We start from the raw sequence: 13,368 nt of genomic DNA, 5'->3' as shown, positions 1-13,368 counted from the left end.
TGATTTATATAGATAAATAATATTTTCAGAGGCGAGCCCGAACATCTCCTTCCATCCATTACATGTGGGGCGGGAAAGAGCGGGGGCTGCTGCGGCCCCACCGCGCTCCAGGCTTTAGCCTTCAGGCTGCCAGGGCTTCGAGCAGTTCGGTCTCGATGGCGATCTGCGCCTTGTTGTGCTGCAACTCCGGCCCGTCGATCAGGAAGGTGTCTTCCACCCGTTCACCCAGGGTGGTGACCTTGGCCAGCTGCAGGTTGATGCGGTGGCGGGCCAGCACGCGGGCGATCGAATACAGCAGGCCGACGCGATCGCTGGCCGAGACGCTGAGCAGCCAGCGCTGGGCTTTTTCGTCGGGCCGCAGGTCCACGCGCGGCGTGACCGGGAAACTCTTGACGCGGCGCGACACCCGGCCCTTGCCCGGCGGCGGCAGCGGGCCGTTTTCTTCGATGGCCCGGTCCAGATCGGCTTCGACCATGGCCACGAGTTCGCGGTAGTGGTCGGCCAGGGTCGGGCTGACCACCTGGAAGGTGTCCAGCGCATAGCCTGGGGAACCTTTGGCGGGCTTGGCCGTGTGGATCTTGGCGTCCAGAATGCTGAAACCGGCTTCCTCGAAATAGCCGCAGATGCGGGCAAACAGGTCGGGCGCGTCAGGCGTGTACACCAGCACCTGCAGGCCTTCACCAGCGGCCGAGCGGCGCGCCCGCACGATACATTTGGCCGTGCCCACGTGGCGCGACAGGTGGCGCGCGTGCCAGGCAATGTCGCCGGCTTCGTGGCGCATGAAGTAGCTGACGTCCAGCGAGTCCCACAGGGCCTTGTGCGCCTCGAAGGGTTCGGCATGCAGCGCCAGAATGGTCAGGGCCTCGCGTTTGCGGGCCTCGACCTCGGCGTCCGCATCGGGCGCCCGCCCGCCGAGCACGCGCAGCGTGTAGCGGTACAGGTCTTCGAGCAGCTTGCCTTTCCAGGCATTCCACACCTTGGGGCTGGTGCCGCGGATGTCGGCGACCGTGAGCAGGTAAAGCGCGGTCAGGTAGCGCTCGTTGCCGACGCGTTTGGCAAAACCGGCAATCACCTGCGGATCGCTCAGGTCTTCCTTCTGGGCAATGCGGCTCATGGTCAGGTGTTCGCCGACCAGGAACTCGATCAGCTTCGCGTCTTCGGCGGCAATGCCGTGTTGCCGGCAGAACACCCGCACGTCCTTGCAGCCGAGCTCGGAATGGTCGCCGCCACGGCCCTTGGCAATGTCGTGGAACAGAGCCGCGACATACAGGATCCAGGGCTTGTCCCAGCCTGCGGCCAGTTGCGAACACGCCGGGTATTCATGCGCGTGTTCGGCCATGAAAAAGCGCCGCACATTGCGCAGCACCATCAGGATGTGCTGGTCCACCGTGTAGACGTGGAACAGGTCGTGCTGCATCTGGCCGACGATCTGGCGGAAGACCCAGAGGTAGCGTCCCAGCACCGAGGTCTGGTTCATCAGGCGCATCGCGTGGGTGATGCCGGTGGGCTGCTGCAGGATGCGGCGGAAGGTGTCGCGGTTGACCGGGTCGCGCCTGAACCTGGCGTCCATCACGCCGCGTGCGTTGTACAGCGCACGCAGGGTGCGGGCCGACAGGCCCTTGACGCCCACCGTGGTCTGGTACACCAGAAAGGTCTCGAGGATGGCGTGCGGGTTGGCCAGGTACAGGTCGTCGCTGGCCACCTCGATCATGCCGGCCTTGTTCAGGAAGCGCTCGTTGATCGGCTGCGGTGCCTGCCCGCTGGGGTGCAGCCGCTCCTCGATGTTGAGCAGCAGGATCTGGTTGAGCTGGGTCACCGCCTTGGCGGTCCAGTAAAAGCGCTTCATCAGCGCTTCGCTGGCGCGCGAGACCACGCGTCCGGTGTCTTTGTGGGGCACCGTCGCATAACCGAAGGACTCGGCCACCACGGTCTGCAGGTCGAACACCAGGCGGTCCTCGCGCCGGCCGGCCAGCAGGTGCAGGCGGGCACGTATCAGGCTCAGCAGGGCCTCATTGGCCTTGATCTGGCGCACCTCGAAGGCCGTGGCCAGCCCATTGCGCGCCAGGTCGTCCCAGGATTTGCCCAGCCCCGCTGCGCGCGCCACCCAGAGGATGACCTGCAGGTCGCGCAGGCCGCCCGGCGACTCCTTGCAGTTTGGCTCCAGGGAGTAGGGTGTGTCTTCAAACTTGTTGTGGCGCTGGCGCTGCTCCAGCGTCTTGGCCACGAAAAAGGCCTGCGGGTCCAGCACGCCCTCGAGTTGCGTCAGCAGGTCGGCAAACATGCTTCTGGAGCCCGCCAGCAGGCGCGCTTCGAGCAGCGAGGTCTGCACCGTCACGTCCTTGGCGGCTTCCTCGACACAGTCACCGACCGTGCGCACGCTGGAGCCGATCTCCAGGCCCGTGTCCCAACAACTGCCGATGAAGTGCTCGATCCGGGTCTTCAGCGCCGCATCGCTGTCCACCCGGGCGTCGTCGGGCAGCAGCAGCAGGACGTCGACGTCGGAATGCGGAAACAGCTCACCCCGGCCAAATCCGCCGACCGCCACGAGGCAGAAGTCAGCCGGGAATCCGGCACGTTGCCAGAGCTGGCGCAAGGTGTCGTCGGTGTGACGGGCGAGCTTGCGCAGCAGGCTGCGGATGCCGCGGGTGGAGGCGCCGCTGCCGGCCAGCGAGGTCAGCAGCGCATTTTTGCCGGCCCGGTACTGCTCGCGCAAACGGGCCGGTTCGGCGGTGGGCGACGAAACGGGAGGCAGCGCGGTAAGCATGGGCAGCAGGCGCTGGGGGCGCGGGAGGGCGCGGGGCGCAGCCGGCTCAGGCGGCCGAGTCGGCGGTCGAGGGGGTCTCGGCCTTCGCCGTGGCGACCTGTGGCGCCGGCTGTGGCACAAAGTCCGGGATGGCCGGACTGCCGGCCGACAGCGTCAGCACTTCATAACCGGTTTCGGTCACCAGAATCGTGTGCTCCCACTGCGCCGACAGCGAGTGGTCCCGCGTCACGATGGTCCAGCCGTCTTTTTCCGGGCCGTCCTTGATGTCGCGTTTCCCGGCGTTGATCATGGGCTCGATCGTGAAGGTCATGCCGGGCTTGAGCTCCTCGAGTGTGCCGGGCCGGCCGTAATGCAGCACCTGCGGATCTTCGTGGAAACGCTTGCCGATGCCGTGACCGCAGAACTCGCGCACGATGCTGAAACCCTGTTTTTCGGCGAAGGTCTGGATCGCATGCCCGATGTCGCCCAGCCGGGCACCGGGTTTGACGCGCATGATGCCGTGCCACATGGCTTCGTAGGTGACATGGCACAGGCGCCGGGCCGCAATGGAGACGTCGCCGATCATGTACATGCGGCTGTTGTCGCCGAACCAGCCGTCCTTGGTGATGACGGTGACATCGATGTTCATGATGTCGCCCTTTTTCAGGGGCTTGTCATTGGGAATGCCGTGGCAGACCACGTGGTTCAGCGAGGTGCACAGCGAGGCCGGGTAGGGCGGGTAACCGGGCGGCTGGTAACCCAGCGTGGCCGACACGGTGCCCTGCACGTTGACCATGTAGTCGTTGGCGAGTTTGTCGATTTCCCGGGTGGTGACCCCGGCCTTGACGAAGGGTGTGAGGTAGTCCAGCACCTCGGAGGCCAGTTTGCAGGCGACCCGCATGCCCTCGATGCCTGCTGCGTCTTTGTACGTAATACTCATGCGGCGATTATCCCACTGCCACACCGGCCCTGCATGGCAGCGTTCCTGGCCGGGGCTTTGGCGGGCCTGACCGACCGCAGCCCACTACCCACTCACTGATAAAATTGGGGGCTAATGCGACTCCTCCAGCCTTCTGCGCCTCCAGGCGGTGTCAAACCCCAAAACAGCTTGTGAGCTGCCCACCTCCCACTACAAGGCCACCGCCACCGTGACCCTGCATCTGACGACTTTCGAGGGCGAACCCCAGGGGATCAACGCCCTGAGCGACTTTCGCGTCCAGCAACTCCTGCCGCGCCTGCAAGCCATCGAGGGCAAGATTGCGGGCATCAGCGCCCGCTTCGTGCACCTGGTGGCCGCCGACAGCCCGGCGGACGAGGAACTCAAGGCCCGCCTGGCCGCACTGCTCAGCTACGGCGAACCGGCGGCGCCGGCCGATGCGGACGGCCTGCTGTTCATCGTCTCGCCGCGGTTCGGCACGGTCTCGCCTTGGGCCTCCAAGGCCACCGACATTGCCCACAACTGCGGGCTGGCCATCAAGCGTATCGAACGTATCACCGAATACCGGCTGACCCTCAAGTCGGGTTTCTTCAGCAAGACGGCCCTGAATGACGCCCAGCGCGACCAGGTCGCCGCCTTGCTGCACGACCGCATGACGGAAAGCGTGATGACCGACCGGGCGCAGGCCGCCGGCCTGTTCACCGAGCTGCAGGGCGCGCCGCTGCAGACCATTGACGTGCTGGCCGGCGGCCAGGCCGCGCTGGAAGCCGCCAACCGCGAGTTCGGCCTGGCGCTGGCAGCCGACGAAATTGACTACCTGGTGGCTGCCTTCACCCAGCTGCAACGCAACCCGACCGACGTGGAACTGATGATGTTCGCCCAGGCCAACAGCGAACATTGCCGCCACAAGATATTCAACGCGGACTTCACGATTGACGGCGTGGCCCAGGACAAAAGCCTGTTCGGCATGATCCGCAACACCGAAAAGCTCAACCCGCAACACACGGTGGTCGCCTATTCGGACAACGCTTCCGTCATGGAAGGCCTGCCGGTCCAGCGCTTTTATGCCAAATCGGCCTATGGCCCAGCAGGGACGGACGCCACCAGCTACCAAAGTTATAGCGCCACGAACGACGTTTTGACCCATGTGCTGATGAAGGTGGAAACGCACAACCACCCGACGGCGATTTCGCCCTTTCCCGGCGCCTCGACCGGCGCCGGTGGCGAAATCCGCGACGAAGGCGCGACCGGGCGAGGCTCCAGACCCAAGGCCGGCCTGACCGGTTTCACCGTGTCGCGGCTGTTTGACGGGGATTTCGGCAAGCCCGAGCACATCGCCAGCCCGCTGCAGATCATGACCGAAGGCCCGCTGGGCGGCGCGGCTTTCAACAACGAGTTCGGCCGGCCCAACCTGGCCGGTTATTTCCGCGAATACGAACAAACCGTAGGCGGCCAGCGCTGGGGTTACCACAAGCCCATCATGATCGCCGGCGGCGTCGGCACGATTGACGCCGGCCTCACGAAGAAAATTCTGTTCCCGGCTGGCACCTTGCTGATCCAGCTCGGTGGCCCCGGCATGCGCATCGGCATGGGCGGCAGCGCGGCCAGCTCCATGGCCTCGGGCGCCAATGCGGCGCAACTCGACTTCGACTCGGTGCAGCGCGGCAACCCGGAAATCGAACGCCGCGCCCAGGAAGTCATCAACCAGTGCGCCCAGCTCGGCAGCGCCAACCCGATTCTGGCCATCCACGACGTGGGGGCCGGCGGCTTGTCCAACGCCTTCCCCGAACTTGTCAACGACGCCGGCCGCGGTGCACGTTTCGATTTGCGCGCCGTGCCGCTGGAAGAAAGCGGCCTGTCGCCCAAGGAGATCTGGAGCAACGAAAGCCAGGAACGTTATGTGATGGCGATTGCGCCGGAATCGCTGCCGCAGTTCCAGGCGTTTTGCGAGCGCGAGCGTTGCCCGTTTGCGGTGATTGGTGTCGCGACGGAAGAGAAACAACTGGTGCTCTCCGACAAGGATGCAGCAACCCCAGTCGACATGCCCATGAATGTGCTGCTGGGCAAGCCGCCCAAGATGCACCGCGATGTGACCTCGGTTCGCCATGAGATCAAACCCCTGGCCCTGACCGGCGTCGACCTGCAGCAAAGCGTGATCGCCGTGCTAAGCCACCCGACCGTGGCCTCCAAACGTTTCCTGATCACCATCGGTGACCGCAGCGTGGGCGGCCTGACACACCGGGACCAGATGGTCGGCCCCTGGCAGGTGCCGGTGGCCGACTGTGCCGTGACCCTGGCCGATTACCAGGGTTTTGCCGGCGAAGCCATGAGCATGGGCGAACGCACGCCGCTGGCCGTCGTGAATGCGGCGGCTTCGGGTCGCATGGCGGTCGCCGAGGCCATCACCAACCTGCTGGCCGCGCCGATCGAGCTGCCGCGTGTGAAGCTTTCTGCGAACTGGATGGCCGCTTGCGGTGAACCGGGCCAGGACGCGGCGCTGTATGAAACCGTCAAGGCGGTCGGCATGGAACTGTGCCCGGCGCTGGGCGTGTCGATTCCGGTCGGCAAGGATTCGCTGTCCATGCGTACGGTCTGGAGCGAAGGCGAGGGCAGCAAAAAGGTCACCTCGCCGGTCTCGCTGATCGTCAGCGCGTTTGCGACGCTGCCCGACGTGCGCGGCACGCTGACGCCGCAGCTCGACGCGAAGGAAGCGGACAGCACGCTGATCCTGATCGACCTGGGCAAGGGCCAGTCCCGCATGGGCGGCTCCATCCTGGCGCAGACGCTGGAACTCGAAGACGGCGCCGTGCCGGACCTCGACGACCCGCAGGACCTGGTGAACCTGGTCCACGCCATCAATGCCTTGCGTGCCCAGGGCCAGCTGCTGGCCTACCACGACCGCAGCGACGGCGGCCTGCTGGCCACCGTCTGCGAGATGGCTTTTGCCGGCCAGGTGGGTGTCTCGCTCAACATCGACATGCTGCTGCTCGAAGGCGACGGCATTTCCGACAGCCGCATGGACACCGGCGACAGCAAGAACTGGGCGTCGCAGGTGAGCGCGCGCCGCGAGGAGCTCACGCTCAAGGCGCTGTTCAATGAAGAGCTGGGCGTCGTGATCCAGGTGCGGACCGAAGCGCGCAATGCGGTGATGCAGACCCTGCGCGAACACGGCCTGTCGAAATTCAGCCACTTCATCGGCAAGACCCGGCCGCAACATGCCTCACTCGAAGTGGGCAAGGGCGAGATCCAGGTCTGGCGCGATACCAAGGCGGTCTTCAGCGCCAAACTGCAGGACCTGCACCAAGTCTGGGACGCGGTGAGCTGGAAGATCAACCAGCAGCGCGACAACCCGGCCTGTGCCGATGCCGAACACGCGGCGGCCGGCGATCCGCTGGACCCCGGCCTGCACGTGCACCTGACCTTCGACCCCGCGAAGCTGCCGCAGGCGCCGGCGCTGAATCTGTCACGGCCTCGCGTCGCGGTGCTGCGCGAGCAGGGCGTCAACTCCCATGTCGAGATGGCCTATGCCTTCACCCAAGCCGGTTTCGAAGCTTTCGACGTGCACATGACCGACCTGCAGAGCGGCCGCGCGCAACTGGCCGACTTCACCGGCGTGGTGGCCTGCGGCGGTTTCAGCTACGGCGACACCCTGGGCGCCGGCATCGGCTGGGCCCGTTCCATCACCTTCAACCCGGCCTTGTCCGACCAGTTCCAGGCGTTTTTCGGGCGCCCCGACACCTTTGGTTTGGGCGTCTGCAACGGCTGCCAGATGTTTGCCGAGCTGGCCGACATCATCCCCGGCGCCGAGGCCTGGCCGCGTTTCACCACCAACCGCAGCGAGCGTTTTGAAGCCCGCCTGAGTCTGGTCGAGGTGCTGAATTCGCCGAGCTTGTTCCTGCAAGGCATGACCGGCAGCCGCCTGCCGATCGCCGTGGCGCACGGCGAGGGTTATGCCAACTTTGCGCACCGCGGCGATGCGGGCCAGGTGATTGCCGCCATGCGTTTCACCGACAACCACGGACGGCCGACCGAGGCCTACCCGGCCAACCCGAATGGCAGCGCCGGCGGCCTGACCGCTGTGACCACCGCCGACGGCCGCTTCACCGCGATGATGCCGCACCCCGAACGCGTGTTCCGCAATGTGCAGCTGAGCTGGACAGACCAGGACATCAGCGCGCCCAGCGCCTGGATGCAGCTCTGGTACAACGCCAGAAAATGGGTGAAATAGGCGTCCAGCCCTTTCTGGATATGCGCCGATTGCTATTTAAAATGTAGCAAGCAGACTGACCGCACGGGGCTTGCCCCGGGTTGGTCCTGATGCGCCGGGGCGTTGCGCGCGGTTCAATGCCGCATGAACGCCTCTGCCCATCCCCCCGAGTCCTCCAGCGCGGCCCTTGCCACGCCGCCAGTACCGCAGGTTCGCGTGTTGCAGCCGCTGCGCCTGGGCGACCCCGTGCGCTGGCTGCGGGCCGGCTGGCAGGACCTGATGGCGGCGCGCGGCATTGCCCTTTTTTATGGCATCTGTTTCTGGCTCATGGCCGTGGTGCTGGGCGCGGTGTTCCGCAACCTGCCGCAGTACACCATGTCGTTTGTGTCGGGCTGCTTTCTGGTCGGCCCCTTCTTGGCCATGGGGCTGTACGAGGCCAGCCGGCGGCGCGAGCAGGGGCTGCCGCAAAGCCTGGGCGCCTCGCTGACCTGCTGGGATAAACATCTGAGCAGCATGGGCATGCTGGTGCTGGTGGTGATGCTGCTGGAGCTGCTGTGGGGCCGGGCCTCGCTGGTTGTTTTTGCCGTGTTTTTCAACACCGGCATGCCGAGCACTGCTGGCGTGCTGAAGGCGGTGTTCAATCCCCAGAACTGGCAGTTCATCGCGGTATACACCGTGGTGGGTGGCGTTTTCGCCGGCCTGGTGTTTTCCACCTGCGTGGTGTCCATCCCGATGATCCTGGACCGTGACACCGATGCCATCACCGCCGGCATTGCCAGCATCCAGGTGGTGGCGGGGCGCACCGGGCCCATGCTGGTCTGGGGGGCACTGATCGTGCTGCTGGTCCTCGGGGCCATGCTGCTGCCGTGGGCGCTGGGCCTGCTGGTGGTCGGCCCCTGGCTGGGCCATGCGAGCTGGCATGCCTACCGCGGCAGCTTCGCCTGGGAGGCGCCAGCGCCGGCCGTACCTGCCTGATAAACAAACTAGCTCGAAAGCGGGCCGGTCGCCGCAGTCAGCACCGGCTGGTGGGCGTTGTCTCGACGACAGGCGCCGCTGGCCAGGGCGGCCCTCAGAAGTCGAACTTCTGGCCAGGCTCGCCCGCCAGCATCCGCGGCGTGCCGGGCGCCTTGCCCAGCGCCGCCTCGAATTCTGCCGGCGTGCCGCGCAGCACCGGAGTGGTGCCATAGTGGATGGGCAACGCGAACTTCGGCTTGATCATGTCGCGCACCGCCATGGCGGCGTCAGCCGGATGCATGACGAAGTGGCCGCCGATCGGAATCAGCACCAGGTCGGGCCGGTACATGTCGCCGATCAGGCGCATGTCGCCGAACACGCCGGTATCCCCCATGTGCCAGATCTTGAAGCCATTTTCCATCTCGAGGATGAAGCCCACCGGCTCGCCGCCGACATGCACCTCGTCCTTGCCCGTGGCCGGGTTCTTGTAAGCCAGCTCGGACGAGTGTTCGGCGCGCACCGCGGTGATTTTCACGCCATTCGGGCCAAACGGCATGATGGTGCCGCCCTTGCCGAAACGTGGTGCCAGCTCGGTGGGCAGAATGCCCAGCGCGGACACCGTCTGGTTCATGCCGGCAGGGCCGTACATCGGCGCATTGTGCATTTTGGCCAGCGCCGGCGCATCGGCAAAGTGGTCGAAGTGGGCATGGGTGACCAGGATCAGGTCCACCTTGCCCAGCGCTTCCAGCGCCCTGAAATTCGCCGGCGTCTTGGGGTTGGAGGTGAGCCAGGGGTCGATCATGATGACCTTGCCCGTGGGGGTGGTGATGCGTGTGGCTGCCTGACCGAGCCAGAGCACTTCCGTCTTGCCGTTTTGCGCGAAGGCCGCAGTGCTGCACAGCGCCAGCAGTGACAGCAGTGACAGCAGGCCGCGCAGCAGCGCGGCACGAACGGTGTGAATTTCCATGGCAAATCCTTGTTGGTTGGTATGCCACCTATTTGACGTGACCGCCGCGGCGTTCGTCAACCGGGAAGCCCCGTGCGCTGCCGGGTTTCACCAGGACGTCGCGATCCGGTTTTCCGTCCTGTGCTCAGGATCGCGTCCTACACAGCACAACCGGCCGCAATTTTAGGGTGATGGGTGGCGATTTTGCCTCGACCCACTCCCTTTACATCATGCCCAAAAACAACCCGCCGGCCAACCAACGCAAGTCAGCCGCCCCGGCCGCTGCACGCAATACCGACAGTGGTCCCGCGCACCTGCCGTCCGACCCCGGTGCCGACCTGCCCGCCGAAAAAATGGCCCAGGTGGAGGCCCTGGTGGCAGCCATGCCGCACAACCCGACCAAAGCGGCCGAACATGGCTTTGCCAACGCCATCGCCCCGCAGCGCGGAGCCACGGTGAAACCCGAATCGAGGCTGCCCGGTGGCAGCACCTTGACCGAGGACAACGGTTCCGAAAAAACCGGCAGCGTCGCGCCCGAAGGCCTCAATGCCACCATCGAACCGCTGGACCGCGTGCGGGTCGATTCGGCCGGTCGCGTCCTCACCACCAACCAAGGGGTGGCCATCGCCGACAACCAGAACTCCCTCAAGGCCGGCCTGCGTGGCCCGGCCCTGCTGGAAGACTTTGTACTGCGGGAAAAACTCACCCACTTCGATCATGAACGCATTCCCGAGCGCATCGTGCATGCGCGCGGTTCGGCCGCGCACGGTTTTTTCGAAGCTTATGAACCGCTGACGCGTTTCACCAAGGCCGCGCCGTTCAAGGAAGCCGGCAAGATCACCCCGGTGTTCGTGCGTTTTTCGACGGTGGCCGGTGAGCGTGGCTCCAAGGACACGGCGCGTGACGTGCGCGGTTTTGCCGTCAAGTTCTACACCGACGAAGGCAACTGGGACCTGGTCGGCAACAACATGCCGGTGTTTTTCATCCAGGACGCGATGAAGTTTCCCGACCTGGTGCACGCCGTCAAGCCCGAGCCGCACAACGCCATGCCGCAGGCTGGCAGTGCGCATGACACCTTCTGGGACTTCGTCTCGCTGATGCCCGAGTCCACCCACATGCTGATGTGGGTGATGTCCGACCGCGCCATTCCGCGCAGCTACGCCACCATGCAGGGCTTCGGCGTGCACAGCTACCGCTTTGTCAACGAGGCGGGCGAGTCGGTGTTCGTCAAGTTCCACTGGGAGCCGAAATACGGCACGCATTCCCTGGTCTGGGACGAAGCCGTGAAAATCTCCGGGGCCGATCCCGACTTTCACCGCCGCGACCTGTGGGAGCGCATCGAGGGGGGCGCCTATCCCGAATGGGAACTGGGCGTGCAGATTTTCACCGAAGCGCAGGCGGAGGAATTCAGCTTCGACATCCTCGATGCCACCAAGCTCATTCCGGAAGAACTGGTACCCGTGCAGAAGGTTGGCCGCATGGTGCTCAACCGCAACCCCGACAACTTTTTTGCGGAAACCGAGCAGGTCGCTTTCTGCACCGCGCATGTGGTGCCGGGAATCGATTTTTCGAACGACCCCTTGCTGGCCGGACGCATCCATTCCTACGTGGACACCCAGATCTCGCGGCTGGGTGGGCCCAACTTCCATGAGATCCCGATCAACGCGCCGATCGCCCAGGTGCACAACAACCAGCGCGATGGCATGCACCGCCAGGCCATCCACCGCGGCCGGGTCTCCTATGAGCCCAACTCGCTGGCCGGGGGTTGCCCCTTCCAGGCCGGCGCGGCACAAGGGTTTGTGTCGGTGGCCGCGCGACTGCAGGCCAATGAGGAGCAGGCCAAGGTGCGTGGCAAGCCCGAGAAGTTTGCCGACCATTACACCCAGGCCACGTTGTTTTACGAAAGCCAGACGCCTGTCGAGCAGGCGCACATTGCGGCCGCTTTCCGCTTCGAGCTGAGCAAGGTCACCGTGCCCGCCATCCGCGAACGCATGGTGGGCTCGCTGCGCAATGCCTCGGAGGCGCTGGCCCGTGAGGTGGCCGAGGGCCTGGGCATGGACCCGATGCCGGCGGCGCTGCCGCGGGCACTCGCGAAGCCGGTCAAGCCCGAGGTCACGGTGTCGCCGACGCTGTCCCTGCTGGCCAGGCCCGGTGACGGCTCCATCCAGGGCCGCAAGGTCGCGGTGCTGGTGGCGCCCGGCGTGGCCGGCAAGGCTATCGCACAGGTGCAGGCGGCGCTGTTTGCGCAAGGCGCCGTGCCGCGCCTGGTGGCGCCACGTATTGGACCGGTGACCACCCTGGAAGGCGACACCCTGGAGGCGGACGCTTCGCTGGAAAACGAACCCGGCTTCCTGTTTGACGCCCTGGTGCTGCCTGACGGCGAGCAGGCCGTGGCGGCGCTGGCCAGGGACGGACACACCATGGAGTTCATCCGGGACCAGTACCGCCATGGCAAGACCCTGCTGGTGTTGGGCGCCTCGCGCGCCCTGATCGACAAGGCCGGCCTGCCCGCCACCTTGCCGGGTGGCAAGGCCGACCCCGGCCTGTTGATGACCAAGGGTGGCGACGTTTCCGGCGCGATCGAGGCCTTCATCGCCGCAGTGGCCGGCCCCCGGCATGCAGAAAGGGAAACCGACCCGCCCGCGGTCTGACACCGGGAGCAGACATGAAAAAAAGCGGCTCGAGAGCCGCTTTTTTTTGCAGAGACCACAGGCCGCCTGCGCCTGCCCTCAGGTGCTCATGATCACTCGACCTTGGCCTTGTCGCGCAGGCCTTGCTGGAAGGCGGCCAGCTTTTGCTGCTGCATTTGCTGCGCGATCTGCGGCTTGAGTTCTTCAAACGGTGGCAACTGGGCGGTGCGGATGTCGTCCACGCGGATGACGTGGTAGCCGAATTGGGTTTTCACCGGCACGTCCGTCAGCTGGCCCTTGTTCATCTTGGTCATGGCTTCGGCGAACTCGGGCACGTAGCTGCTCGGGTTGGCCCAGTCCAGGTCGCCGCCGTTGGCGCCAGAGCCGGCGTCTTTGGAGGACTTCTTGGCGATGTCTTCAAATTTGCCGCCTTTTTTCAGGCTGGCGATGATGGCCTTGGCCTCGTCTTCCTTTTCCACCAGGATGTGGCGCGCCTTGTATTCCTTGCCGCCGTTGGCTGCAACAAACTTGTCGTACTCGCCCTTCAGTTCGGCATCGGTCACCGGGTTTTTCTTCTGGAAATCGGCGAACAGCTCGCGGATCAGGATGGCCTGGCGGGCCAGTTCCATCTGCGTCTTGAAGTCGTCGCTGCCTGACAGGCCGCGTTTCTCGGCTTCCTGCATGAACACTTCGCGGGCGATGACTTCTTCCTTGATCTGGCCCTGCATTTCGGGGGTGACAGGACGGCCGGAACGCGCCAGCTGCTGCGCCAGCGCGTCAACGCGGGTCTTGGGCACGGCCTTGCCGTTGACGATGGCAATGTTCTGGGCAAAGGCACCCGATGCGCCCAGCGCCATCAGGCCGGTGAGGGCGCTTGCCAGTAAGACTTGCTTTTTCATGGGGTTCCTTGGGTAGTCGTTGAGGGAAGAACGGCGCCGCTGTGGGCGTGGG

The 13,368-nt window shown here is 65.3% G+C and carries 7 protein-coding genes; 3 read left to right on the top strand and 4 right to left on the bottom strand.

Annotation, left to right across the window (positions count from 1 at the left end):
* Positions 1 to 121: 121 nt before the first annotated feature.
* Both AAG813_RS02505 and map read right to left on the bottom strand, forming a co-directional pair.
* The gene (locus tag AAG813_RS02505; protein WP_341911489.1) at positions 122 to 2,764 is read right to left on the bottom strand and encodes a [protein-PII] uridylyltransferase; all 2,643 of its coding nucleotides are present in this window, start codon (positions 2,762 to 2,764) and stop codon (positions 122 to 124) included.
* Positions 2,765 to 2,810: 46 nt separating this feature from the next.
* The gene (gene map, locus AAG813_RS02500) at positions 2,811 to 3,707 is read right to left on the bottom strand and encodes a type I methionyl aminopeptidase (protein WP_341911487.1); all 897 of its coding nucleotides are present in this window, start codon (positions 3,705 to 3,707) and stop codon (positions 2,811 to 2,813) included.
* Positions 3,708 to 3,891: 184 nt separating this feature from the next.
* On the opposite strand from map, the gene purL reads away from it, so the two are divergent.
* Entirely contained in the window at positions 3,892 to 7,908 is a 4,017-nt protein-coding gene (gene purL / locus AAG813_RS02495) for a phosphoribosylformylglycinamidine synthase (RefSeq protein ID WP_341911613.1), read from the top strand.
* 123 nt (positions 7,909 to 8,031) lie between these two features.
* A complete protein-coding gene (locus AAG813_RS02490; protein WP_341911485.1) occupies positions 8,032 to 8,862 on the top strand; it encodes a DUF2189 domain-containing protein in 831 nt (276 codons plus the stop codon).
* A 94-nt stretch (positions 8,863 to 8,956) separates the two neighbouring features.
* Here the strand turns inward: AAG813_RS02490 and AAG813_RS02485 are convergent, their stop codons facing one another.
* A complete protein-coding gene (locus AAG813_RS02485) occupies positions 8,957 to 9,808 on the bottom strand; it encodes a metal-dependent hydrolase (RefSeq protein ID WP_341911483.1) in 852 nt (283 codons plus the stop codon).
* 209 nt (positions 9,809 to 10,017) lie between these two features.
* Between AAG813_RS02485 and AAG813_RS02480 the strand changes: the two genes are divergently transcribed.
* Positions 10,018 to 12,438, top strand: a complete 2,421-nt coding sequence (locus AAG813_RS02480) for a catalase (RefSeq protein WP_341911481.1) — start codon at positions 10,018 to 10,020, stop codon at positions 12,436 to 12,438.
* A gap of 92 nt (positions 12,439 to 12,530) precedes the next feature.
* Here AAG813_RS02480 and AAG813_RS02475 read toward each other — a convergent pair whose 3' ends face one another.
* Positions 12,531 to 13,316, bottom strand: a complete 786-nt coding sequence (locus AAG813_RS02475) for a peptidylprolyl isomerase (protein ID WP_341911479.1) — start codon at positions 13,314 to 13,316, stop codon at positions 12,531 to 12,533.
* Positions 13,317 to 13,368: the final 52 nt, after the last annotated feature.

This window comes from Polaromonas sp. YR568 (assembly GCF_943371715.1).
Taxonomy (GTDB): Bacteria; Pseudomonadota; Gammaproteobacteria; order Burkholderiales; family Burkholderiaceae_C; genus Polaromonas.
This window is presented reverse-complemented; position numbering and strand designations above follow the sequence as displayed.